This is a genomic window from Citrobacter sp. RHB20-C16, from assembly GCF_013890155.1.
Lineage (GTDB): Bacteria > Pseudomonadota > Gammaproteobacteria > Enterobacterales > Enterobacteriaceae > Citrobacter_A > Citrobacter_A amalonaticus.
In genome coordinates, this window is sequence record NZ_CP057630.1 from 3,941,625 (window position 1) to 3,966,602 (window position 24,978).

Below are 24,978 nucleotides of genomic sequence, written 5' to 3' on the forward strand. Positions count from 1 at the left end.
AACCTACATTTTAACTTTTTGTTCAGTCGTGACGCCTCCAAAATCATTAATCGCACGCCACGATACGTCACCGCCGTTTATCCCCGATAGCGGTAGCGTGACGGTTTGAAATGGTAATACCATTGGAGGCTTAGTGATCGTCTTGCCGTTCACCTTTATTTCATTGAGCGACACGCTATAAGGCGTTGGATTATTTACAGTTAATTTCCCACCCTCACGTGAAAAAATTAACTGCTGGTATGCCAATGACGGATCGCCTTTTAACCCGGTAGGACGATAAAACAGCTTCATTTTGCTTTTTACCGCGATCAACAATTCATTTTTCGCATCCGGTGAGGATGAGGGAATCGCTTTGATATTCAGCCAGTAAACGCTTTCTCTGTCGGTTGGTAAGTTATTTTCAGCCAACATGACGCGAACAGAGTTCTGCGCATTTGGATTTAATTTAAACAAAGGTGGTGTAGTAGTGAATTCGCTACCACTCTCATCACCATTTTCACTTTTACTCACCCATGACTGAATTAAATACGGTTTATTGTCCGGATTTTTAACACTGATTGCAGCCTGACTGGCATTACCATTATAAATAAGACGAGTACCGCCTATTTCAACACCACTAATTGCCGCTGTTGAGATAAATATCATCCCTATAGCAACCGTGTTATATAATTGCTGAAACATGAGAATTCCTGCTTAATTACTCAGGGCCACGAGTGGCCCTGCTTTTACTGATAAGTTACGGTGAAAGAGGTTGACGACTTGGCCGACCCTGCTCCGACAACGCCTGTGGCCATATATTTCGCGAAATAGGTCAACGTATTGTCGATGTCTTCCTGCAATGCCACGCTAGCCGAAGAAGTACCGACCGGGATCAATGTCGCGCTGTCCTGTTCATAAATAGCGACGCCAACATTTGTCGCAGTCTGACCTGTGGTCAACGCCAGAATCGAAGGGTTAGTCGTATTGGTGGTACCGTCAAATCGAACACTGGCGCTGGTTACACTTGCCGGACAGGATTTCAGCACAATGTTGAAGCGCTTAGCGGCTGCTGTTGCACCACTTCCACCAGAAAATGCCGCCGTTGAAACGGTTCCAAGCTCAACGGGTTGTGAAATCGCGGAAGGATCCACCACACACGCCGTTCCCGTAATGGTTCCGTTAAAGTTAATTACGCCATCGGCTGCATATGTCGCCTGTAGAGCAGACAGCGATAAAATCGCAGAAATCAGTGCTAATTTTTTCATATCGTAAAATCCTGATAGTTAAGTTAATATTTAATTAAAAGCGTTGATGTTAAAAACAATTATTTCTGCACTCACCTCCTCTGCATATTCTCGTTTCCCGACATTAACGCAACAATTTATGTAAGGTCAGGCTCATGAACACAGGGTTTGCACATTCTTATTCGCGCGATATTTCGATACAGAGATACACGATTACCGAGTTGAAGTTTAAATATCAGACTGCGACGGTGTGCATAGAATGTCTTCATCGACATGCCCAATAACTCACCAATCTCATTCGCCTCCATTCCTTTTTGTATACAATCAAGAACTTCACTTTCCCGGAATGAAAGCGTGTATTTCACCCGATAAGCATACCTGGAGTCATTGACAAACAGACATGAGAGGATTTCATTTATCCGGCGTCTCTTATCAATGAAAGTTATATCTCTCAAATGGCATAACGCGTAGTAGTCGAGATCATTGGTGATAAATGCAATGATCTTCCTGCCAGGAAACAAATACTCTGTACTCCGTTGAAGGAGCGACTCATCGACATCGACTATAGTGTAATTTTCATCAATTAACTCCGGCGTTAACAACGCACTTATGCCGACAATAAAAAAATAATCATCAGAAAAAACGGAGTCTGACAATTTCATAGAACTTCCCTTTTCGACACTTCCTGCTTGCTGTTTTAACGTCTGTAAGTCGCCACATGTTTCGCTGTAAAATTTACAGAAAATAATTCAGCATGACATCACAAAAGTCGTGGATTTCGTAAGAAAACATAAAAACGATCGTTTCTACTAACTTTTTACTTTCAAAAGAACAACGATCCACACGTGGCTATTTTTATCAAAACAAAAACCCAGAATATGCAACAAAAAACAGAATTAAACACTAGCTATATGGATAGGTTTAGTTTAATGATTCAGGCAGGTTTGATAGTTGAAACTTGTAATAAACCAAAACATGGATTTTTCTTAGGAAATATACCAGGTTTAATTAACTAATTTTATTCTGTCGGAACAGGGCTTATTTTACCTGGTTAACACAGGAGCAACATCAGCGGTGCCTTATTATTCTGTCAGGCACCACCTACACGTGTAGGAAGGGAAATTAAGGTGTGAATTTCTCGATTGCCTGCTCCAGCTCGTCCAGTAATGTCTGGATATACTCAAGCTCAGCAGGCAGTTCGGTGACAGTCATTGCGTCCGGGAGTTTATCCTCCAGAGACTGTGAAGCCTTCATTAAAGTCTCAACCCCCAATAACTGAGCAGTCCCGTTAATGCGATGAATATGATGTTTAACCAGACGATAATCACCAGACTCACTGGCGTTATAAGCCGCCGTTAAATCACAGCGATTTTCTTCCTGCGCATCTTTTAATGCGCGAAGCATCAATGCCCGATTCCCTTGCGCCAGCATCGCCAGTCTTTCGAGATCAAATGCCGTGTCGTGGGTATCACTGACGCCGGAGAGTAAATGAGAGAGTTGTGACAACGTGATGGGTTTGAAAAGACAAGCATTCATGCCCGCCGACAGACAACGTTCGCGCTCGTGCTCCTGCGCCGTTGCCGTGAGCCCCCAGATGACAAGCGTCGTATTACTTTTTCTGACCTGGCGGGCAAGCTCAATACCATCCATAACCGGCATATTGAGATCGGTAATCAACAAGTCATAATTTCCTTGCTGAAGATAATGCAATGCAATCTCGCCATTGTCGGCTTCATCAGCGATGATACCCAGCGTCATAAGCTGACGTTTCAAAAGTAATCGGCTGAAAGGAAGGTCATCCGCGATTAATACCCGGAGTGTTGTTCCTTGCAATACTGGCAGAGGCGCGTCAACGTCCGCAACGGTAGGCGTGATATCAAACGACGTCTGGACTGGCAGGCTCAACGTAACGGTCGTCCCCCGATTCACCTCACTTTGCAGTTCGATTGTCCCTCCCATTTGCCTCATTAATCCCCGACTAATGGCTAATCCGAGCCCCGAACCGCGGTGATGTTCTCCCGCTATTCCCTGGCTAAAGGCGGTGAATAAACGACGTTGTTCTTCTTCGCTCATTCCCGGCCCAGAATCACGCACCGAGATCACCAGCGTTTGCTCATGCTTGACCGCAAAAATTCGCACATCACCACGTTCGGTAAATTTCACCGCGTTACCGATAATATTGGTGAGAACCTGCCCCAGTAATTGGGGATCCAGTCGCATCGCCTCGCGTGCCTCTAAACGAGAATCGTAACGTAGCGCGATCCCTTTTTGCGCCGCCAGCGCGCTGAATAATGCAATGTTGTCTTGTATCAGGCTGTCCGGATATTTCCACTGGGGAACGGTCTCTAATAAGCCCGATTCGATCTTCTCCAGATCGAGGATCACGCCAATAAGTTTTAATAACGAACGTGAGGCCTGGGCCGCCTGGTCCACTGATGCTTTATCTTCCGGGCTAAACTTCGCAGGAGAAAATTGCAGGAGTTCAAGAAATCCCATAATGGCACTTACCGGGGTTCGTATCTCATGGCTCATGTGAGAAAGAAATTCCCGCTTCTCTTCATTGGCCCTGAGAGCCCGGTTTCGTTCCTCTTGCAGTAAGCGTTGAGAACGTTTTCTGATACGAACTTCCCGCACCAGATAGACTGCCCATAACAAGGTGCTGAGTACCAGTAACGACGCTAAGGTAGCCACCAGATAAAAAGGCCTGTTATATAATTCCCAGGTATCTATTTTGACATCCGGCAGACGAATCCATTTACTGACGATCTGCAGGACCTCTTTTTGCGGAATATCATCTAACGCTTTATCCAGAATTTGCCGTAACTCCGGCTCAGAGCGGGGCACCGCGAAACTGATTGCCGCGGGTTCTTCTCCGGTAAGCGGTATCCAGGAAAGCTGATCGGGATAGTAATGCTCGCTCAGATAACGCGCGGTCAGCTGATTCGAAATGGCGGCATCCACTTTTCCTGTTGCGACCAGATTCAATGCCACGCTGGAATTTTCCACCTCTTCCCACACAATGCCTGAATATTTCGCCTTCAGTGTGGCCAGTAAAGTGTGATCGGCGCTGATTGCAACATGGTTACCGGGCCGCAGCGCATGCTCTTTACTTTCCTCTTTTCTGATCACGGCCACGAACTGTGTAGTGATAAATGGATGCGTAAAAGAGAGATAATCTTCTCGGCTGAGATCATAGGTAGCTGCCTGCACAATATGCCAGTTACCTTTCTTCATCTCTGCGACCATCTCTTTATTCGATTTGACGACCACCGTCTCAAACTGAATCCCCGTTTGTAAGCCAATCAAATTAAGGACATCGCCAACAATACCCCGCGTTTGCTGGCTTCCATCAACCATCGTGTAAGGAGCAAACCAGGGATTGATAATCACACGGAGTGTTTTGTGATTATTTAACCACTGCTTTTCGCGTGGCGTCAGGTCCAGAGGTTCAATCAGGAAGGAGAGATTGCCTTTATCAATCATCGACTGGGCAATTTGCCCATGGATGTTTTCATCAATTGCGCTAAGGGTATTGTTCACAATTTCCCGCAGCCGTTGCTGTGCGGGCAAAAATAAAAAGTAGCTCTTTCTCTGTGGCGCAGGCCAATACTTCACCGTTGTCAGCGCAAGACTGAACTCCTGGGAAAGCCAGGTGCTGGTCGTGAGTGAATCGCCGAAAAACCAGGCATTGCGCCCATTATTAACAGAATTCAGCGCTTCCTGGTAACTGCCATAGTTATCGATCTCGGCATCGGGAAAGGACTGGCGGATAAAATCGACATCTGGATAGTGATTAACAATCGCTACCCCCGTACGTTGTGCGCTCTGCAATGGCGCCATAACGTTGCCAAGAGAGGTGACTAAATTGGGCCAGGAATGAATCAGTGGCAGAGAAACCTGAACACTTGCTTCACGCCAGGATTGACTCTCCAGCCCGGTCAATACCATATCGACCTCTCCCTTTTTTAACGCCTCAACAGCGTCAGCCTGATCCGGATACGCCATCACACTTATTCGTGTATTAAGGGAATGTTGAATCAATGCCAGATAATCAGCATTCATTCCCCGATAACGTCCAGTCAGCGTTGTCATAACAAGCGGCGGCTGAACGGGCTCATAAACGGCGACTCTGAGACTTTTTTTTTGCTGCAACCAGCGTTTGTCATCCTCACTCAAATAAACCGGTACAGGCGATATATAATTGAATCCTGATAGTTCCAGCTCAACGGGAAGTCTTAGTTGTGCGTAAACAGCACGCCCGCCGATGGATAAAATAATGAGCACCGCCATCAGCCATTTATTTATCATCATGTCAGCTTATTCTGATGAGCAAACGAGAGCAGTTCGATTAATGATTTACAGCCGAGTTTTTCCATGAGCCGCGTTTTATAAGTACTGACGGTTTTACCACTAATATGCATCGCCTCACCAATTTGCGAATTGTCCAGACCGTTAAGCACATGCCCCATAACTTTCATCTCTTGTGTCGAAAGGGATTCCAGACGCTGCGCATCGGTGAGGATTTCGGAGGCTTCTTCGGAGAAAAATGGAAAATAGGTATACCCATTCTGTGCGGCATTAATGGCCGCCAGGATATTATCCATGTTCTGCTTTTTACTGATAAACGCGTTCGCTCCCGCCTGTGCACAGCGCTTGCTGAAGTAACGATCGTTTTTCGCTGAGACGACCACTAACACGCCGTGATAGTGATTCGCTCTGAGTTTCTCCACCAGCTCTACCCCATTGACGCCGGGGATCTCAACGTCAATAACCACAATATCCGCAGTCGTTTTTAGCAAACTCTTCAGCGCAATCGCCCCGTCCTCATACTCTCCGAGAACCGTAACGCGATCTTTCTCCAGTACACCACGAATAGCCATACGCGCCAGAGGATGGTCGTCCACGATAATTGCCGTGCGGGAACGCATTCCACTCATAATTCCCCCAAAGATCGTGATGTTCTAAACACGCTATGTCATTAATAATAGCGTAAACGATACGGTAGATTACCCTCTACATTAACCTTTGTCGTGCGGAGTACTTCACTGTTCTCATCACTTCCCCCACCCTGGCTGTATATATTTCACTGGATACTCACTCATATGCGATCGTGATGACTGAGGCTATTGCACATCATGAAGCGATGTTCTGAATGTTTAAAACCATGCCGTTGAATCCACTATCCTTACAAAAATGGAAAAGAAATTATCTGGCAATGTTAAAACGAGGCAGAAATTGGCGGGTCGTTTTAATCCTGATATTTCTGTCACCCTATGCAAGAAACGCATAGCGCGAAACATTCTGGCATTTTCCCCATATCCCTATGGCTGGTAAGGTCATTGAGTTCGGGCCACTTCTGGCCTGTCGCAACAAACACACATTATCAAAAAAATAACGGGGTTCGCTATGGCGCAACAAGGGGAACAGGCGGCGCTGCCGCTTGCAACAGAAAAGGTCGGACTTAAGGGATATCTGGCATTTTTTCTGACCATCATTTTCTTTTCCGGCGTATTTTCCGGAACGGAAGGTTGGTGGCGTGTTTTTGATTTTAGCGTGCTGAACGGTTCGTTTGGCCAGATCGCGAATGGCGCGGCACAAACGACCGTCACCTTCCGGGGCGCGGGCGGTACGGGCGCAAAAGATGGTTTTCTTTTCGCGCTCGAACTTGCGCCGTCAGTCATTTTGTCACTGGGCATTATTTCTATCACCGACGGTCTTGGCGGATTGCGTGCGGCGCAACAACTGATGACGCCGATCCTGAAGCCGCTGTTGGGCATTCCGGGCATCTGCTCGCTGGCGCTTATCGCTAACTTACAAAATACCGATGCGGCTGCAGGTATGACGAAAGAACTGGCGCAGGATGGTGAAATCACCGAGCGCGATAAAGTCATTTTTGCCGCATACCAGACCAGCGGCAGCGCGATTATTACCAACTATTTTTCCTCTGGCGTTGCCGTCTTCGCGTTTCTGGGAACGTCTGTTATCGTCCCGCTGGCCGTGATTCTGGTGTTTAAATTTGTCGGCGCCAACCTGCTACGTATCTGGATCAACTTTGAAGAACGCCGTAACCCAACGCAAGGAGCACAAGCATGACCACTCAGGTTCGCAAAAATGTCATGGACATGTTTATCGACGGTGCCCGCCGCGGCTTTACAATTGCCACCACTAACCTGCTGCCAAACGTGGTGATGGCGTTCGTCATTATTCAGGCGCTGAAAATCACCGGTTTACTTGACTGGGTTGGACACATTTGTCAGCCCGTCATGGCACTTTGGGGACTTCCTGGTGAAGCCGCCACCGTGCTGTTAGCGTCGCTGATGAGTATGGGCGGCGCGGTAGGCGTTTCCGCCAGTTTGCTCACTGCAGGAGCATTAAATGGTCACGACGTCACGGTTCTGCTCCCGGCGATATACCTGATGGGTAACCCGGTACAAAACGTGGGTCGCTGCCTCGGTACCGCCGAAGTGAACGCCAAATATTACCCCCACATCATTGCGGTATGTGCCATCAACGCATTACTGTCGATCTGGGTTATGCAGCTTATTGTTTAAAAAGGGAATTATCATGCCTGATTTATCCTTCGCAGAATTTACGTTACTGCAAGGTGCGCACCTTTATACCCCTGAAGATCAGGGGATTTGCGACGTGTTTCTCGCCAACGGCAAGATTATTGCCGTTGCACGCGATATATCGCCTCACATTGTGCCGGATTGTAAGGTTATCAATCTCCAGGGACGGATCCTGTGTCCTGGCTTTATCGATCAGCATGTACACCTGATTGGCGGCGGTGGTGAAGCGGGCCCCACGACCCGAACACCAGAAGTCAGACTGAGCAGACTGACCGAAGCCGGGGTCACAACCGTCATTGGTTTGCTCGGCACCGACTCCGTAACCCGTCATCCGGAATCACTGCTGGCGAAAACCCGAGCGCTGAATGAAGAAGGGATCACCGCCTGGATGCTAACCGGCGCTTATCATGTCCCTTCACCGACGATCACCGGTTCCGTCGAAAAAGATGTGGCGCTGATCGATCGCGTTATCGGCGTAAAATGCGCCGTCTCTGACCACCGCTCTGCCGCGCCTGGCGATTATCAACTGGCAAACATGGCAGCAGAATCTCGTGTGGGTGGCCTGCTGGGCGGCAAACCGGGTGTCAGCGTGTTCCATATGGGCGACAGTAAAAAGGGGCTCAAACCGCTGTACGACATTCTCGAAAATAGCGATGTGCCGATGAGTAAGCTGCTTCCCACCCACGTAAACCGCAATGAGGCGTTGTTCGAAGAAGCACTGGCCTTTGCGCTCAAGGGCGGCACCATCGACATCACCAGCGGTATCCCCGATCCGGTTGCACCGGCTGAGGGGGTTGCTCGCGCAGTCAAAGCCGGTGTACCGCTTGCCCGGATAACGGTCAGTTCTGATGGTAATGGTAGTCAGCCGTTGTTTGATGATGCCGGAAAACTCACCGGAATTGGCGTGGCGGGCTTCGAGAGCTTGCTTGAAACCGTGCAATCGCTAATCAACGATTACGGATTTACCCTGACCGACGCACTGCGTCCGTTGACGACCAGTGTGGCTACCTTTCTTAACCTGTCCACTAAAGGCGAAATCGCCCCCGGTAAGGATGCCGACCTGCTGGTGATGACGCCGGAATTGTGTATTGAGCAGGTTTATGCTCACGGCAAACGCATGGTGGTTGACGGGAAAGCCTGCGTGAAGGGTACTTTCGAGTAAGCGCAATCGGTTGTCAGCCGTGTGAATGCCCGTAAAATGGCGCAGACAGACGGCTGACAGGTGATGATAAATGGATGTGAGTGGTGCAGGTTTGTATAACATTGAAACGAAATGGCTTTATGACTTTCTGACGCTGGAAAAGTGTCGAAACTTCTCCCAGGCCGCGATTATTCGTAATGTCTCGCAACCCGCCTTCAGCCGTCGTATTCGCGCCCTGGAAAACGCGGTCGGGGTTGAATTGTTCAATCGTCAGGTCTCGCCGCTGCAACTCTCCGAACAGGGCAAAATCTTTCACTCTCAGATACGTCATCTGCTACAACAGCTGGAAAGTAACCTGGCTGAACTCCGTGGCGGCAGCGATTTCACACTGCGTAAAATTAAGATTGCCGCTGCGCACTCCCTTTCACTGGGGCTGTTACCCGGTATCGTCAGCCAGATGCCAACCCAGTTTACCTGGTCGGTTGAGGCGATCGATGTCGATCAGGCGGTCGATATGTTGCGGGAGGGGCAAAGCGACTTTATCTTCTCTTATTATGACGAAAACCTGCTCCAGCCACCGTTTGCCAATATTCACTTGTTTGAGTCACAACTGTTTCCCGTCTGTGCAAGCGATGAAAACGGAAAACCGCGATACACACTCGACCAACCCGCGTTCCCGTTGCTCAACTATAGCCAGAACTCCTATATGGGGCGGCTTATCAACCGAACGTTAACCCGCTATACCGAGCTGAGTTTCAGTACATTTTTTGTCTCTTCGATGAGTGAATTGCTTAAGCAGGTTGCGCTGGACGGTTGTGGAATCGCCTGGCTCCCGGAGTATGCGATTCGTCAGGAGATTCGTAATCGACAGCTCATTGTGCTGAACCAGGACGAGCTGATTATTCCTATTCAGGCTTATGCTTACCGGATGGATACGCGGATGACGCCCCTGGCGGAGCGGTTCTGGAAAGAACTGCACCATCTGCATACTGTCCCCTGAGCGCAATTTAAACGCAGGCAACCTGCTGCACAGGCTCATCCATCTGCGTATCTGGCCATGACTCATACCAGCGAATGGCGGCGTGTACCAGAGACGCGGTTGAGTCAATAAACCGGCACCCAAAATTGCTCTCATGCCCGGCCACAATTAACGGGATCTCAGTGCAGCCCATAATAATGATCTGCGCGCCATGGGAAATCAGTCGCTCAATTTGTGGAAACAGCAACCTTTGCGCGGTGGCTTTATCTCCGCTTTTCAATGCGTAAATTGCCTGCATCACCTGCGCCTGCCCCGCCTCTTCCGGCTGAATCAGTGAGAGCCCCTGCGCAGTCATTTTTTTCTGGTATAACCCTGTCGCAAGCGTGGCGTTTGTTGCCAGCAGGCCGACGCGAGTCACGCCGGGAGGAATTTCACTCAGCGTGGCATCCAGAATGCTGATCATTTCCGCCTTTGCCACTGCCCGTAAATCATCAAACCAGTAGTGTGCGGTGTTACAGGGTATGACGATACACTCAGCCCCTGCATCTTCCAGCATATGCAGATAACGCTCCAGATAGTGCAAGGGAGAGGGGCCGCCAGAAAGCAGACAGGCTGTACGATCGGGAATGTCCGGGATTGAGCTAACGATGAGCGGGATATGTTGCTGATCGCAGTTGGCGCTGCGCAATTCAACAAATTTTTCCAGCATGTCCGCCGTTGCTGCGGGCCCCATGCCGCCCAGAATCCCAATGGTATGTTTCATCATCTGCACCGTGCTTTCTCTGTCATTTCAATTGACACTATCACCTTGATGCTTATGTAAAAAATGCCATTTTCTAAGCAGCTATGCGTAAAAGTTATCACCTGACAGACGCGAATCGGTTTACACAGACTGCTGTCTGCGCTCCCGGGCACCAACGACGTACCGGTTTCTGTAGCCTGCCTCACTAAACAGTGACTAAACAGCGAACACCCCGTTTCGGTTTTGTAACACGCGCCCGGAAATTAGCGATACCCGCCACAAAATTCACATATCACTCATCTTGATGAAAGGAAGCATATTGCATTTGCACAGTGAGTCGGATAGCGTCTGTAACGTTACACTAAAACGTTACAGAAAACAGAATCAGCGACTTTTTCGTTAAACCAGCTGGCTGCGTCCACCTTGCCAGATGGCGTTATCACGACCTCTACACTGTGAGAAAGGATAATCATGATGAAAACAACCCCGTTTCGTTCAGCCAGACGTTTTCTGGCACTCGCTTGCCTCAGTAGCGCCCTGATTGCAGGCAGTGTGCTGAGCACTTCAGCACAGGCAGCCATCAATTTTCGTGTTTACTCGTCTCTGCCAGGAGATGACTCCTCTGCGCACTATATTTGGTTCAACCGCTTCCAGGAAAACCTTAATAAAAACGAGAAGTTAAAAGGACAGATTAAGCTTAATTACTTTGCCAACGCCATGCTGGGAAAAGAAGCCGATGCAACACAGCAGGTCCGTATCGGCGCCATTAACATGATGATTTCAGGGACCTCAATCTGGGCCACGCTGGTGCCGGAAGTCGGTGTGCTGGATCTGGGGTATCTGTTTAAAGACTATGACCAGGTCGGGAAAGCGCTGGACGGCAAAGCCGGTGAGCAGCTTTCTAAACTGATGATGGATAAAGCAAACGTAATGGTGCTGGGCTATGGCTATAACCTTGGCGCGCGCAACGTGTACACCAAAAAGGCAATTGAAAAGCCGGAGGATTTAAAGAATCTGAAAATCCGCGTACTGCCGGTGCCTAACTTTATCGCCACGCTGAATCACATGGGGGCGGTGGCCATTCCCATGCCGGGCGGAGAAGTCTATTCCAGCCTGCAAATGGGCGTGATCGATGGCGTCGAGCATGATGCGCCCACCATCTATGCCAGCAAATATTATGAAATCATCAAAAATGGCACGCTGACCCGCCATAGCTATAACCCGCTGATGATTGCCATGAACAAGAAGAGCTTCGAGCAGATCCCAGAGTCATTACGTGCCGACGTGCTGGCCGCAGCGAAAGAGGCCACGGAATACGAACGCCAGCAGGCCAGCCAGAAAGAACTGGAAGCGATTAAAAACCTGGAGGCGAAAGGCGTCACTTTCCGGGAAACCGATCGCGCGTTCTTCGCACAGGCCGTACAGCCTGTCTGGAAAGCCTTCCTGGATAAATACCCGGATCTGAAACCGATGGTGGACGAGATCAGCGCCGCCGCGCCGAGCGACAAACCATAAGCCGAGCATCGTCGGCCTGTGGCGTTTAGCGGGTCGGCGATGTTGCCCACACAAACCATGAAAGGAGTTCATCATGGCTGATATCCCGATGAAAACAAAGGATGAAAAGTCTTTGTTGACGCTGTTGGGGCGGCTGAGTCGATTTCTGACCACGTTAACGTCCTGGGCCGGAGCGCTGGTGCTGTTTATCAACGTGCTGGTGGTATTTGCTTCGGTGATCTGGCGCTACGCCCTGCATTCACCGATCCACTGGGCGGAAGAAGTGGCGCGAGCGTTGATGATTGCGCTGGTCTTTTTTGGCGTCGCCACCTCAACCGGCCGAGGCGGACACATTGGCGTCGATCTGTTCTTACGCTTCCTGCCTGAAAGCGTTCGCCCTTACGTTGTTCATGCCAGCCGCTGGATCCTGTTTCTGGTCTCCGTTGGACTGGTCGTTTCCAGTTATGATCTGGTGCAGGCCGCGCGACTGCAAACCACCGAGACGGGCCTGCCGCAGACCATTTACGTGATTCCGGTATTAATCGGTTCCGTGGTGATGATGGTGGCTGCGCTGGAACATGCGCTGCATGAACGCACAAAAGTGGTGTTGCTTAGCGGCGCAGGGATCATTGTGCTGGCGGCGCTGGGTTATCTGAAACTGTCGCTGATGGCCGATCCAGCCAGCGCGGCGGCGGGCCTGATGCTGATTTGCTTCGTGCTTGGCATTCTGGCCGGTGTGCCAATCGCCTTCACGCTCGGCATGTCGGCAATGGTCTTTTTTATCTGCGACCCTTCCCTGCCGTTTGTCTTTTTCTCACAGCAGGTAGCGGCGGGCGTTGACCACTTTGTTCTGTTGGCGATTCCGTTCTTCTTGCTCGCCGGAGCGGCAATGGAAATCAACGGCATGTCCACGCGTCTGGTCGAACTGATTGTGCGTGGTATGGGACGCTTTCGCGGCGGTCTGAACATGACCACCGTACTGTCGATGGCCTTTTTCTCAGGCATCTCCGGTTCCAAACTGGCGGATGTGGCCGCCGTCGGCGGAGTGTTAATGCCTGCGGTACGTCGCGCGAAGCAGGACAGCGAAGAAGCCGCCGGGGTATTTGCCGCCTCCGCGGTAATGGCGGAAACCATTCCACCCTGCGTGAACCTGATCGTGATGGGCTTTGTCGCCAATATTTCCATCGGCGCATTGTTTATCGCAGGCCTCATCCCTGCAGCTTGCCTGTTGGTGCTGTTAATGGTCGCCGCCAACCGTTTCGGCGGGAAAATTAACGTCAGCGAAGCCTATCCGGTATTACGCCCGCGGACTCAGCTTTACCTCGGTGCCGCTGTCGGCCTGGTCATGATCTTCATGATTGGCCGCGGGGTCATGATGGGGATCGCCACCTCCACGGAAATTTCCGCCTTCGCAGTGATCTACGCCATTGTGGTGGGTCGCCTGGCGTTTGGTGAGCTGACGCTGAAAGCCACAGTGAAAATGTTCGTTGATATTGCGGCAATGTCCGGCGTCCTGCTGTTCATCGTGGCCTGTGCGACCAGCCTTTCTTATGCCCTGACCATTCAAATGATCCCACAACAGATCGCGGAACTGCTGGTTGGCATTGGCATGGAGCAAGGGGCCTGGCTGTTCCTGATATTGACCATTGTTATTCTGATCATCTTTGGCGCGGTTCTCGAAGGTGCGCCTGCGCTGATCATTTTCGCCCCGATTCTGGTGCCAATAGCCATTCAGCTTGGCTTTAACCCGCTGCACTTTGGCATTGTGATGATCATGGCGATGGGCTTTGGTCTGTTCTCACCGCCGATCGGCCTGGGTCTGTATACCACCTGCGCCATTTGTGGCGTGGAGATGAAGCACGTCATCAAACCGATGGCGAAATATCTGGCGGTGGTTTTTGTCGGCATCATTATTGTCGCCATGGCGCCACCATTAACCACCTGGCTGCCCGGACTGGCCGGCTACTGATAATGAAGTCCTGTATTTGCCACGCTCAGGTGGCAGGGATATCCACGCACAAAAAACGGTAAAACGATGTCACGTCATTACCTGATGCCGTTTAAATATGAATAATGGGAGTATGAAATGGGATTATTAACGGGTAAAAAAGCGTTTATTACAGGTGCAGAACAAGGCATTGGTAAAGAGAGCGCGAAAAAACTGATTGAGGCGGGATGCGATATTTATATTCATTATTTCAGTGGCGAAGAAGGCCCACGGGAATTAATGGCGCTCGCCGAACAGCAAGGCTGTCGCGCGGCCTGTGGTTTCGCCGATTTAACCGATGAAGAAGACGCAGCCCGCTGTGTGGCACAGGCAGCGGAATTCCTCGGCGGTATCGATATTCTGATCAATAACGTTGGCGGCATTATTGCCCGCAAATGGCTGGGTGAGATTGAGCCACATTTCTGGCGCACGGTGATCGACGTCAATATGACGACGATGCTGAATGTCACTCAGCAGGCATTACCGTGGTTGAAGGCCGCGCCAGACGGCGCCAGTATTGTTAACCTGGCCTCCCTGGCCGGGCGCTCTGGCGGCCATGCGGGTTCTCTGGTCTACTCCACCACCAAAGGCGCGGTGCTAACCTGGACTCGCTCGCTTGCCGCGGAGCTCGGTGAACACGGCATCCGCGTCAATGCCGTTGCGCCGGGACTGATTCTCGGCACGCGTTTTCATAATCAGCATACCACACAGGCCTCTGCCGACCAGACAATCCAGGCCATTCCTCTGGGACGCGCGGGCACCCCGGAAGATGTGGCAAGGGTCATCTGTTTCCTCGCTTCTGAATATGATGGCTTCGTTTCCGGTGCCACCATCGATATTAACGGCGGTATTTACCGGGCATAAAAATGCGGCGGGCGATAATGCCCGCCAGTTTTAAAAGGTATGACATATGATCAAGTCAGATATTATTCATCCTGATTTATTACAGGCGCTGGCACAGTGCGGACACAAGGCGAATATTTTAATCACCGATGCCAATTACTCTTTTCTAACCAATACTTCTGCGCAGGCACGGATTATCTGGCTTAATTTCACTCCAGGGATGATCGGGAGTGTCGTCATTCTGGAGAAAATCCTTGGCTATATTAATGTGGAAAAAGCCACGTTAATGGCAAGCCCGGCGGATTTTGATAATACGGTCGAGCGTGAATACCGTGGCATGCTTTCTGAGGCGATCGAGGTTGAACATGTTGAACGTAACGCGTTTTATTCGCTGGCCAAATCGTCTGACACGCTCCTGGTCATCGCCTCCGGCGAAACCCGCCGCTTCGCCAATATTCTGCTGACCGTAGCCCCAACGCTGGTATGACAGAGCGAGAAGAACGTATCGTTCTTCTCGTGCCTCGCCGCTACTGTACCGATTGTCGGGAAACCAGCAACGGAGGGAACAGAAACTCCGCTGGCGGAATGGCCGGATTTTCAGTCCGCTCGATCAACCGCTCCACCATCACTTCTGCCATCTCCCGAAGCGGCGGCATGATGGACGTCAGGCCAGGGAAAACCAGTCCGGAGAGCGGAATATTGTCGATGCCCACAATAGAGATCTGTTCCGGCACATGGATCCCGGCCTGATGCAGACCAGCCATCAGCCCAATGCCCAACGCATCGTTGATCGCGACAATACCATCCGGGAACACCGGCTGCTGGCTGATTTTTAACGCCAGCGCCCGCCCGAGTTCTGTCATTTCTGTGTCGCCATAGGCCGCCATGGCCTGGCCTTCAACGATCATCCCTTCCCGATAAAGCCCGTGGTCTTGCACCGCGCGGAGAAAGCCCTCAATTTTGTGCGCACGGCTGGGGGTCATCCCTTCCACCGTGGCAAACGCGAGGCGACGGCACCCCTGTGCAATCAGGTGTTCTGTTGCCATTCGCCCGGCCTCAATGTTATCCATTGATACACTGTCCAGCGCAAAATGACCCGACTGAGCACGCACAGGCATACGGCCATCATAGTTCACCATCACCATGCCCTGCTCTGCCGCTTGCGCAAAATGCGCTTTTTCAATATCGCAGGCGGCAACGATAATCCCGCGGACGCCGTGGGAAAACATGTCGTCCAGAAAGGCTTCTTCTTCTTCAATTTGTCGGTAGGTATTTCCAATCAGCACCCGCAGTTGGCGCTTTTTGGCGGCCAGATCGACTTCACGGGCCAGGGCAGCAAAGCTGGGATTCACAATGGACGGCACCAGCAGACCAATCATTTTGGCCTGTCCGGTCTTGAGCTGTTGAGCCACCCGGTTTGGAAAGTAATTCAGCGTCTGCATGCTCTGCTGGATACGCGCCAGGGTTTCAGCCCGCATTTGATCGGTCCGACCGTTGAGCACATTGGATACCGTACTGACGGAAACGCCAGCATGCTTTGCGACATCACGAATATTCGCCATACATCTCCTTTGCGGCAATCGATGAATGGCGGAAGACACTCATACCCGGCATCGCCATCTTCTCAGGAATTATCAACTACAACGGTTTAGTGTAACGTTACAGACGGAGCTGTCAATGCAATGTATCAGGCATAATTAAGCAAGTGAACCACTCGCTGGCACTGGATGCGCTGCTGATTGCAGTCTGGCGACATAAACCTGACGACGAGGTATCGTGCACTCAGACCAGGGCAGCCAGTACGACAGTGGCGACTGGCGGCGGTTCTGTTGGGCCAATAACCTGGCCTCCAGTATGAGCCGACGTAGTAACTGCTGGGATAATGCGGTGGTCAAATCGTTCTTCAGTACGCTGAAAAAAGAACGCCGTTATTCGTTAAGTGATAACTTTCAGATACAGTGCCGGTTAATCACGCTACTTAAACCCGGGAATCCCCTGACCGGGGTGTGATTGCATTGTGGCACATCAGAAGGAATTATTTCTCCAGTTCTCATGAACGCATGTCAATTAGCAGGACTGGATAGTCCTGCTCGGTTTATTATTTGAGTACGTATTATTTGATCGGCATTGTTTAAATAAACGCTAAACAACCACTCATTTAACATGGAGATACTGCTTTTATCCGTTAAGCTGTTCTGGCTAACAAACGAACAGCACTCCTGGAGGAAGCTGTCGACTCGAAATGGAAAACTTTTGGCCACCCGTGGCCTTTTTTCCTACCGTCCCAACCGTTATGTTAGCCCCATGACAACTGGCCTTGCTCACAGTGACCTGGTTTGTGGAATAACTCTTGTTTTCATTGCTTAGCCGCCTGCGCAGGCGGCTCTTTTTCAAGGAGGTGGCATGCCACTCAATAAAATGAAGCGTCATGCCATACTCCATACGCTCTCTATACCTGAACGTAAACTGCGCCCCCTAAAATGGCTTGCTCTCATCTCATCTCTGCTATTTATTTTACAACTGGCAATTGAGAGCCTGCTCTTAAGCGAATAGCAGAATAGTAATTCCTGTCCAAAGACTCAATCTGGAATGATTTTCTGATACCTGTCGGGTACAGAGCACAAATATTAACGTATTTTTTCAGCAATATAAGTTATACGTAGGGTTGTACCTTTGTTCAATTTCACAGATACAGGCCTGACTGACAGAGTGTGAATAAGGAAATGAGCCGTGGAAAACTATACGCTTCATCGTGGCAGACTTATCGACCATATCCAGCTCGTGGTAAACAACTTTGACGCAAGCAAAGCATTTTACACTGCTGTGCTGGCGGAACTTAAGATCCCCCTGGTTATCACAGATGACGATTATATCTGGGCTGACGAACTGGTCATTTCATCGGTAAAAAGTTCGGGGCCTGGAGGGGTGCCTACAGGACGGCACCATCTGGCCTTTCAGGCCACAGACCGTGAATCGGTGGACGCATTTTACCGCGCAGCGCTAAATCATGGCGGACGTGATAACGGCGCCCCCGCCGAACGAACCTACCATCCCGGATACTATGCCGCTTTTGTTCTGGATCCGGACGGTAACAATATTGAAGCTGTTTACCATGGTGAGGGCGATCGCAGTGCCCGCTCTGTAGAAATCAGCTTCACTGTCTGAGAAAACAGGGAGCATATTTTCCCCCTGTAGCTCCCGAAAACCGCAATGTAGAGCTTTATCTATGACCGTTATTCCGGTATCAGCTAAAGACTCGTTTGTCTGGCTGATCAATGATAACCCGGTGGCAATAGCCATCGTAACCCACAGAATGGACAAAGCGCGTCTGACCGAATTTGGTGTGCTGCCCGAGTACCGGAGCCAGGGACTGGCAAAACAATGCTGATGTATCTATGCCAGAAATGCTGGCACCATTATTTACTGCGGCGGGTTATCAGGCTGAACCGTTATGCCAGTTTGAGATGGAACTGACATTTTAAACTATCGTTATGCTGCATTCCGGATGACAGGAGAATAATGATGAGTTGCAAGTTTGAATGGATCAATGAGCCCGCTAAATGGCACTACGGGAATAATACCCTGTCGGTAATCACTGATGATCACACCGATTTCTGGCGTCATACCTGGTACGGGTTTGAGCGTTTTTCAGGTCATATCTACGCCACTGACGTAACAGATGATTTTACTTTTCAGGTCAGGATCCGCGCAGACTTCACCACACTCTATGACCAGGCCGGAATTATGATTCTCTCTGACGAACAGCACTGGCTCAAAGCTGGCATCGAATTTAACGATGGAGCACCTGCAATCGGGAGTGTACTCACGCAGGGATATTCCGACTGGGCTACAGGACTCTTTCCCGGGGATCCGAAGGAATTCTGGCTGCGTCTGACCCGTAAGAAAGATGCGTTACGATTGCAGTACTCGTCAGATGGACAACACTGGCCATTACTTCGCTTATGTTATTTTCCCATGGGCCCAGTAAGAACGGGCGTCATGTGTTGTACACCTCAGCGCCAGGGGTTGGAGGTAGAATTTCTTGATCTCAGACTGACTCCTGCGATGGATAAAGAACTGCACGATCTGAGTTGATTAAAATCAAGGGATTATAAAAAACGGAGAACCCGTTTATGAAGCCATTTACGGGACGCCTTAACAGGTATGGCAGCGTTCTATTATTTCCACTGGCGATGGTCATCTACGATTTTTCAGCCTATCTGACCACGGATCTCATCCAGCCGGGCATCATCCACATCATCCGTGAGCTTCAGGCTGATATCACTCTCGCGCCTGCCTCTGTCAGTCTTTATATGGCCGGAGGTCTGGCGCTCCAGTGGCTCCTCGGTCCTCTCTCTGACCGGATTGGTCGCCGTCCCGTCCTGCTCACTGGTGCAATGATCTTTGCCCTGGCCTGTCTGGGCATGATGTTTGTCACCACGATCGAGCAATATTTTATTGCCCGTTTTATACAGGGAACCAGTATTTGCTTCATCTCCACCGTTGGTTATGTGTCAATACAGGAGGCCTTTGATGAAAAGGACTCCATCCGTATCATGGCGGCGCTGACCTCAATCGTATTGCTTGCGCCTGTCATCGGCCCACTGGCTGGAGCAGCTCTGATGTCCTTTATGCACTGGAAGCTGTTATTTGCGATCATCGGAGGGATGAGTCTGATGGCCTGGGTCATGTTGATGATTAAAATGCCGGAGACAGTCAAACGTCAGGGCCAGGGGTTTCATCCTGGAGATGTATTATCCGATTTTATCAGCGCCTTCAGACATCCGGTGGTACTGACGGGTGCCCTGGCCCTGTCATTCGGTAACCTGCCGATGATTACCTGGGTCGCGCTCTCTCCGGTGATCCTGATTGAGGATGGCGGGATGTCACCCGGTATGTATGCCTGGACTCAGGTACCTGTATTTGGCGGGGTGATTATTGCCAGCATCATCGTCGCGAATTTTATCAAAGACCCCACTTCACCGCGCTTTATCTGGCGTACCGTTCCAGTTCAGCTAAGCGGGCTGTGTATCCTTCTGCTTGGTAATCTGGGTTGGCCGCATGTCTGGTTATGGTCGGTGATGGGAACCAGTATTTATGCCCTCGGGACAGGAATGCTGTATCCCGTCCTGTTCCGTTTTGCACTTTTTTCTCATTCCCTGCCTAAAGGCACCGTATCAGCAACCATTAACATTATTGCATTAAGTTTTATGGCGACCTCAGTAGAGCTGGCCCGCTGGTTCTATTTTCAGGCTGGTGGCAGGATAGCTTTCCATTTTCTGGCGATGGTGGCAGGAATTATCGTCATGATACTGGTTTTTCGTTTGTTAAAACTACGCCAGCAACATCTGAATCAGACCGTCTGAGAATATGAGTTACGGCTCTGCCAGCAAAATTGGCAGGCTAATAGATGGGGCTACGGCCCCATGTCCTGCATGGTACAGGTCGCTTCGAAACCGAACCTCCGGATGGTTTCAAACATGGCCACAGGCTTGACACTGTTTTGCTGCAAATGAAACTTGGTGAAGGAATAGTGCTCTGCCAGAAGATTCGGGTCTTATGCTCTGAGGCAGGAATAAGGGAGCATCTGCCCCCCTTCATCTTTATTTCAATCGCTTACCTGTTTCATCAACGACTTTCTCACCATCTTCCTTAGCGAAAGCCGCTTTCTGAGCATCTGGAAGGATATCCAGAACCACCTCGGAAGGACGACACAGTTTAGTTCCCAGTGGCGTCACCACAATCGGACGGTTAATCAGGATCGGATGCTGCAACATAAAGTCTATTATCTGGTTGTCAGTAAACTTATCTTCGGCAAGCCCCAGTTCTTCATAAGGCTCGACGTTTTTACGCAGCAAAGCCCGGACGGAAATGCCCATATCCGCAATGAGTTTGACCAGCTCATCGCGAGACGGTGGAGTTTCAAGGTAATGAATAACGGTCGGTTCATTACCGCTGTTGCGGATCATCTCAAGCGTGTTACGCGACGTACCGCAGGCCGGGTTGTGATATATGGTGATGTTGCTCATATCAGTATCTCATTACAAAGTGAAAGAGAGACGTAGCGCCAGCGCCGCCAGCGTTACAAACAGCACAGGCAGAGTCATAATAATCCCGGTGCGGAAATAGTATCCCCACGTGATGGTCATATTCTTCTGTGAAAGTACATGCAGCCAGAGCAGCGTTGCAAGGCTACCAATAGGTGTAATTTTCGGCCCCAGATCGCAGCCAATCACGTTAGCGTAGATCATCGCCTCTTTAATAACGCCGGTGGCAGTGCTTCCCTCGATAGAGAGCGCGCCAACCAGCACCGTAGGCATGTTGTTCATAATGGAAGACAGGATTGCTGTCAGGAAGCCAGTCCCCAGCGTCGCGACCCAGAGTCCTTTATCCGCCAGTACGTTCAGCACACCTGAAAGGTATTCGGTTAGTCCGGCGTTGCGCAGACCGTAGACCACCAGGTACATCCCCAGTGAGAAGATGACGATCTGCCATGGCGCACCGCGCAGCACTTTGCCGGTGTTAATGGCATGGCCTCGTTTCGCCACAGTAAACAGTATTACCGCCCCAACTGCAGCAATTGCGCTAACGGGAATCCCGAGTGGCTCGAGGACAAAGAACCCAACCAGCAGAAGAATTAAAACTATCCAGCCGGTTCTGAAGGTTGCCAGATCTTTAATCGCCTTTGCCGGTGCTTTCAGAAGAGCCAGGTCATAAGTCGGTGGAATATCTTTGCGGAAGAACAGATGCAGCATCACCAACGTGGCAACAATGGCGGCAATATCCACCGACACCATCACCGATGCATATTCAGTGAAGCCCAGACCAAAGAAGTCCGCCGAGACGATATTCACCAGGTTCGACACGATAAGCGGCAGGCTGGCAGTATCGGCAATAAACCCGGCAGCCATGACGAATGCCAGTGTCGTACCTTTACTGAACCCTAATGCAAGCAGCATGGCAATGACTATCGGCGTCAGAATCAGTGCCGCGCCATCGTTGGCAAACAGTGCCGCCACCGCTGCGCCGAGCAGGACGATATAAGTAAAGAGCAAACGGCCATGACCATTACCCCAACGTGAAACATGCAGTGCCGCCCATTCGAAAAAACCAGATTCATCGAGCAGCAGGCTGATAATAATTACGGCAATAAAGGTTGCCGTCGCGTTCCAGACGATATTCCACACCACCGGAATATCGCTTACATGCACAACGCCAGAAATCAAAGCCAGTCCTGCGCCCAGCGTCGCGCTCCAGCCGATCCCTAAACCCTTAGGCTGCCAGATAACCAAAACAATGGTCAGGACAAAAATAACGCCTGCCAGTAACATACATCCTCCTGACAGGGCGACTTTGCCGCCCTGTATATGCAAAAAAATTAACTCATCAGCTTTCTGAGCTTTTCAATACCGGCGGGCTCTGACGCCAATACCGGAACGAGCGCTATACGGTCAGCGTGCTGATTCTTAACAGCCTCAATCTGAGGCAGTTCCTGCCGGGCGCGCTGGCAAAGCAACGGAGAACGCGTATCCGCAATGGAAAGGCTGTTATTGATAATCCAGCCCCACGGATGAATCCCCGCTCTTTCAAGGTCAGACTGCAGGTTTGCCGCTTCCAGCACCGGTGTGGTTTCAGGAAGCGTAACCAGCAGAACTTTGGTTCTATCCGGGTCCTGAAGCTGCATCATGGGGGTAGTAAAATGACCTTTACTCCCCATTTTTTTGGCAATCTCTCGGTGGTAAGCCCCGGTCGCATCCAGCAGTAACAGCGTGTGTCCGGTAGGGGCGGTATCCATAACAACAAAGCGCTTACCCGCTTCACGAATCACGCGGGAGAAGGCCTGAAACACGGCAATTTCTTCAGTACAGGGAGAGCGTAAATCCTCTTCCAGTAGCCGTTTCCCTGCTTCGTCCAGATCTCTTCCCTTCGTCTCAAGAACATGCTGGCGATAGCGTTCGGTTTCATCGTGAGGGTTGATGCGGCTGACCTGCAGGTTTTTGAGGCTGCCGTTCAGCGTTGTACTCAGGTGCGCAGCAGGATCAGAGGTCGTGAGATGCACGTCAAATCCCATGTCTGCCAGCCTGACGGCGATGGCAGCAGCCATCGTGGTTTTCCCTACGCCACCTTTGCCCATCAGCATAATCAGGCCGTGTTCACTGCGAGCGATATCATCGACCAGGCCAGAGAGCGATAAGTTTTCAGGCGTGTACAGGACGTTCGTTACCGGGAGCGGTAATGCCTCAGAACGGGTATCCAGCAGTCCCTTCAATGCTGAAACACCAACCATATTGACTGGCTGTAGTAATAGGGTATCTGTCGGTAGCTCAGATAAACCGGCAGGAAGATTTGCCAGTGCCTCCTGCTCACGTTGCCATATCGCAGCGGCAAGGGCGTCATGTTCAGCTTCGGCTTTAGGCAGCACACCATTAATCACCAGATACTGGTTTTTCAGGCCAATTGCAGCCAGTTCTTCATGGGTGCGGGCGACTTCCTGCAGCGTAGATTTTTGCAGTCGTGCAACCAGAACCAGGCGGGTACGTTCAGGATCGGATAACGCCTCTACTGCATGAGCATACTGCTCACGCTGCTTTTCCAGACCGGCCATTGGGCCAAGACAGGAAGCACCATCTGGATTACTTTCAATGAAGCTACTCCAGGCACCGGGAAGCTGGAGAAGGCGAATCGTGTGGCCCGTCGGCGCTGTATCAAAAATGATGTGATCAAAGCGGGTCAGCAGAGAAGCGTCGGTCAGTAAGCCAGTAAACTCATCGAACGCCGCAATCTCAGTGGTACAGGCTCCTGAAAGCTGCTCGCTGATACTGTTAACAACGTCATCAGGCAGAAGACCTTTGATAGGATCAACGATTCTGGCGCGGTATTGTTGGGCGGCTTCCTGCGGGTCGATCTCCAGAGCGGAAAGTCCAGGAACTGCTGTCACTGGGCGAATGGTATTACCGATAGCCTGATCGAATACCTGGCCGACATTGGAAGCCGGATCGGTACTGACCAGCAAAACCCGCTTCCCCTGTTCGGCAAGGCGGATAGCCGTCGCGCAGGAAATGGACGTTTTTCCTACACCTCCCTTACCGGTATAAAACAGGTAAGGCGGGATGTTCTGTAAGAATTTCATATGTCCTCCTGACATACTCAGCAACAGGAAGTATTACCACCACAGCAGCTGGTGGGCGCTAACCCAACCTTCTCCAGCGGAATGCCGAACCAGCGAGCCAGCTCAGCGCGTTTTGGGTATCGCCCTGCCATCACCGTTTCGCCGTCCAACAGCAGCAGCGGAAGCCCTTCTGCTCCAGATGCTTCGAGGAATGCTTTCGCTTTCTCGTTCTGAACAAAGCTCATGGGCTGCTGCGCCAGGTTGTAACGTTCAACCTGTACGCCACGTCCTTTCAGCCACTGCACATCCGCAGAGAAATCAACCAGAACTTGATCAACATCTGAACCACAAACGCCGGTACTGCAGCACATCGCAGGATCAAACACGGTTAACGTTTTCATCTTTAACACCTCACATCCGTAAAAACATATATGTACAGGCAAATTTTTTAGATACAAACAGCCTTACCACTGCCAGAGCAGTTTGCTGATGCCAGCTTACGGGCGATGGCCTGTACGTCGTCCTGTTGGCTTAACCAGGCCTGCTCAATCACCTGAGCGGCCCAGGAAGGAATATGCGGGGATAAACGGTAGTGAACCCACTTGCCCTGTTTGCGATCCAGCAATAGTCCACTTTCCCGGAGCATTGCCAGATGGCGGGAGATCTTGGGCTGTGACTGTTCCAGCGCCGTACAGAGATCGCACACGCACAGCTCTCCCATCTCTCTGAGCAGCAACACAATGCCCAAGCGGGTTTCATCGGAGAGGTTTTTGAAGAGTTGTAGAGATGATAATTGTGGCATAAGTCCCCCCGGCTATTGTTTCGCAATATCTCGCTGTAACCGTACAGTGTCAAATTATATTTGAATTTCCATATATGAATAAAGCAAGA

25 protein-coding genes and 1 pseudogene are annotated in these 24,978 nt (G+C 50.6%); 14 read left to right on the forward strand and 12 right to left on the reverse strand.

Annotated elements, in window-relative coordinates:
• Positions 1–3 precede the first annotated feature (3 nt).
• From HVX64_RS18905 to HVX64_RS18915, 3 genes are all read right to left on the reverse strand, one after another.
• Positions 4–681, reverse strand: coding sequence for a molecular chaperone (locus HVX64_RS18905; protein ID WP_042999414.1), 678 nt, complete (start codon positions 679–681; stop codon positions 4–6).
• 44 nt (positions 682–725) lie between these two features.
• On the reverse strand, positions 726–1,244 hold the full coding sequence (locus HVX64_RS18910; RefSeq protein ID WP_042999413.1) for a fimbrial protein: 519 nt from the start codon (positions 1,242–1,244) through the stop codon (positions 726–728).
• 116 nt (positions 1,245–1,360) lie between these two features.
• Positions 1,361–1,885 carry a LuxR C-terminal-related transcriptional regulator gene (locus tag HVX64_RS18915; protein WP_044254092.1) on the reverse strand — a complete coding sequence of 175 codons (525 nt, stop codon included), beginning with the start codon at positions 1,883–1,885 and terminating at the stop codon, positions 1,361–1,363.
• 183 nt (positions 1,886–2,068) lie between these two features.
• On the opposite strand from HVX64_RS18915, the gene HVX64_RS18920 reads away from it, so the two are divergent.
• Complete coding sequence (locus HVX64_RS18920; RefSeq protein WP_156135233.1) at positions 2,069–2,239, forward strand: hypothetical protein; 171 nt, start codon at positions 2,069–2,071, stop codon at positions 2,237–2,239.
• Positions 2,240–2,345: 106 nt separating this feature from the next.
• On the opposite strand, the gene HVX64_RS18925 is transcribed toward HVX64_RS18920, so the two are convergent.
• Positions 2,346–5,534 carry a transporter substrate-binding domain-containing protein gene (locus HVX64_RS18925; protein WP_249418885.1) on the reverse strand — a complete coding sequence of 1,063 codons (3,189 nt, stop codon included), beginning with the start codon at positions 5,532–5,534 and terminating at the stop codon, positions 2,346–2,348.
• Complete coding sequence (gene evgA, locus HVX64_RS18930; RefSeq protein ID WP_042999412.1) at positions 5,531–6,160, reverse strand: acid-sensing system DNA-binding response regulator EvgA; 630 nt, start codon at positions 6,158–6,160, stop codon at positions 5,531–5,533. The genes HVX64_RS18925 and evgA overlap by 4 nt, the downstream gene beginning before the upstream one ends.
• 469 nt (positions 6,161–6,629) lie before the next feature.
• Between evgA and HVX64_RS18935 the strand changes: the two genes are divergently transcribed.
• From HVX64_RS18935 to hypT, 4 genes are all read left to right on the forward strand, one after another.
• Positions 6,630–7,316 carry a nucleoside recognition domain-containing protein gene (locus HVX64_RS18935; protein WP_042999411.1) on the forward strand — a complete coding sequence of 229 codons (687 nt, stop codon included), beginning with the start codon at positions 6,630–6,632 and terminating at the stop codon, positions 7,314–7,316.
• Positions 7,313–7,774, forward strand: coding sequence for a YjiG family protein (locus HVX64_RS18940; RefSeq protein ID WP_042999410.1), 462 nt, complete (start codon positions 7,313–7,315; stop codon positions 7,772–7,774). Before HVX64_RS18935 ends, HVX64_RS18940 begins: the two co-directional genes overlap by 4 nt.
• Positions 7,775–7,787: 13 nt before the next feature.
• Positions 7,788–8,954, forward strand: a complete 1,167-nt coding sequence (gene iadA / locus HVX64_RS18945) for a beta-aspartyl-peptidase (RefSeq protein ID WP_044254084.1) — start codon at positions 7,788–7,790, stop codon at positions 8,952–8,954.
• A gap of 70 nt (positions 8,955–9,024) precedes the next feature.
• The gene (gene hypT / locus HVX64_RS18950) at positions 9,025–9,933 is read left to right on the forward strand and encodes a hypochlorite stress DNA-binding transcriptional regulator HypT (RefSeq protein WP_042999408.1); all 909 of its coding nucleotides are present in this window, start codon (positions 9,025–9,027) and stop codon (positions 9,931–9,933) included.
• A gap of 7 nt (positions 9,934–9,940) precedes the next feature.
• Here hypT and HVX64_RS18955 read toward each other — a convergent pair whose 3' ends face one another.
• On the reverse strand, positions 9,941–10,675 hold the full coding sequence (locus HVX64_RS18955; protein WP_042999407.1) for an amino acid racemase: 735 nt from the start codon (positions 10,673–10,675) through the stop codon (positions 9,941–9,943).
• A gap of 450 nt (positions 10,676–11,125) precedes the next feature.
• Between HVX64_RS18955 and HVX64_RS18960 the strand changes: the two genes are divergently transcribed.
• The 4 genes from HVX64_RS18960 (at position 11,126) to HVX64_RS18975 (ending at position 15,465) form a co-directional block, all read left to right on the forward strand.
• Positions 11,126–12,169 carry a TRAP transporter substrate-binding protein gene (locus tag HVX64_RS18960; RefSeq protein ID WP_051642301.1) on the forward strand — a complete coding sequence of 348 codons (1,044 nt, stop codon included), beginning with the start codon at positions 11,126–11,128 and terminating at the stop codon, positions 12,167–12,169.
• A 73-nt stretch (positions 12,170–12,242) separates the two neighbouring features.
• Complete coding sequence (locus HVX64_RS18965; RefSeq protein ID WP_052443876.1) at positions 12,243–14,117, forward strand: TRAP transporter large permease subunit; 1,875 nt, start codon at positions 12,243–12,245, stop codon at positions 14,115–14,117.
• A 117-nt stretch (positions 14,118–14,234) separates the two neighbouring features.
• Positions 14,235–14,999, forward strand: coding sequence for an SDR family NAD(P)-dependent oxidoreductase (locus HVX64_RS18970; protein WP_044254081.1), 765 nt, complete (start codon positions 14,235–14,237; stop codon positions 14,997–14,999).
• 46 nt (positions 15,000–15,045) lie between these two features.
• The gene (locus HVX64_RS18975) at positions 15,046–15,465 is read left to right on the forward strand and encodes an RbsD/FucU family protein (protein ID WP_044254078.1); all 420 of its coding nucleotides are present in this window, start codon (positions 15,046–15,048) and stop codon (positions 15,463–15,465) included.
• A gap of 40 nt (positions 15,466–15,505) precedes the next feature.
• On the opposite strand, the gene HVX64_RS18980 is transcribed toward HVX64_RS18975, so the two are convergent.
• On the reverse strand, positions 15,506–16,540 hold the full coding sequence (locus HVX64_RS18980) for a LacI family DNA-binding transcriptional regulator (RefSeq protein WP_044254076.1): 1,035 nt from the start codon (positions 16,538–16,540) through the stop codon (positions 15,506–15,508).
• A 143-nt stretch (positions 16,541–16,683) separates the two neighbouring features.
• Here HVX64_RS18980 and HVX64_RS18985 point away from each other — a divergent pair.
• From HVX64_RS18985 to HVX64_RS19005, 5 genes and pseudogenes are all read left to right on the forward strand, one after another.
• A pseudogene (locus tag HVX64_RS18985) lies at positions 16,684–16,904 on the forward strand (DDE-type integrase/transposase/recombinase); the annotation flags it as partial.
• 804 nt (positions 16,905–17,708) lie between these two features.
• Complete coding sequence (locus HVX64_RS18990) at positions 17,709–18,143, forward strand: VOC family protein (RefSeq protein ID WP_044254073.1); 435 nt, start codon at positions 17,709–17,711, stop codon at positions 18,141–18,143.
• A 61-nt stretch (positions 18,144–18,204) separates the two neighbouring features.
• A complete protein-coding gene (locus HVX64_RS18995) occupies positions 18,205–18,366 on the forward strand; it encodes a GNAT family N-acetyltransferase (RefSeq protein WP_228530463.1) in 162 nt (53 codons plus the stop codon).
• A 134-nt stretch (positions 18,367–18,500) separates the two neighbouring features.
• Entirely contained in the window at positions 18,501–19,073 is a 573-nt protein-coding gene (locus HVX64_RS19000; protein WP_044254070.1) for a DUF1349 domain-containing protein, read from the forward strand.
• A 38-nt stretch (positions 19,074–19,111) separates the two neighbouring features.
• Positions 19,112–20,344: a multidrug efflux MFS transporter MdtM gene (locus HVX64_RS19005; protein WP_044254067.1), complete on the forward strand. Its 1,233-nt coding sequence runs from the start codon at positions 19,112–19,114 to the stop codon at positions 20,342–20,344.
• A 237-nt stretch (positions 20,345–20,581) separates the two neighbouring features.
• On the opposite strand, the gene arsC is transcribed toward HVX64_RS19005, so the two are convergent.
• From arsC to arsR, 5 genes are read right to left on the reverse strand one after another with little or no spacing between them, the layout of a single operon-like run.
• Entirely contained in the window at positions 20,582–21,007 is a 426-nt protein-coding gene (gene arsC, locus HVX64_RS19010) for a glutaredoxin-dependent arsenate reductase (RefSeq protein WP_042999397.1), read from the reverse strand.
• A gap of 12 nt (positions 21,008–21,019) precedes the next feature.
• Complete coding sequence (arsB, locus tag HVX64_RS19015; RefSeq protein ID WP_044254064.1) at positions 21,020–22,309, reverse strand: arsenite efflux transporter membrane subunit ArsB; 1,290 nt, start codon at positions 22,307–22,309, stop codon at positions 21,020–21,022.
• A gap of 47 nt (positions 22,310–22,356) precedes the next feature.
• A complete protein-coding gene (gene arsA / locus HVX64_RS19020; RefSeq protein WP_181825112.1) occupies positions 22,357–24,108 on the reverse strand; it encodes an arsenite efflux transporter ATPase subunit ArsA in 1,752 nt (583 codons plus the stop codon).
• A gap of 17 nt (positions 24,109–24,125) precedes the next feature.
• Positions 24,126–24,488 (reverse strand): arsenite efflux transporter metallochaperone ArsD, encoded by a 363-nt coding sequence (arsD, locus tag HVX64_RS19025; protein ID WP_000855179.1) that lies wholly within the window; start codon positions 24,486–24,488, stop codon positions 24,126–24,128.
• Between the two features lie 47 nt (positions 24,489–24,535).
• Positions 24,536–24,889, reverse strand: coding sequence for an As(III)-sensing metalloregulatory transcriptional repressor ArsR (arsR, locus tag HVX64_RS19030; RefSeq protein ID WP_042999394.1), 354 nt, complete (start codon positions 24,887–24,889; stop codon positions 24,536–24,538).
• Positions 24,890–24,978 lie beyond the last annotated feature (89 nt).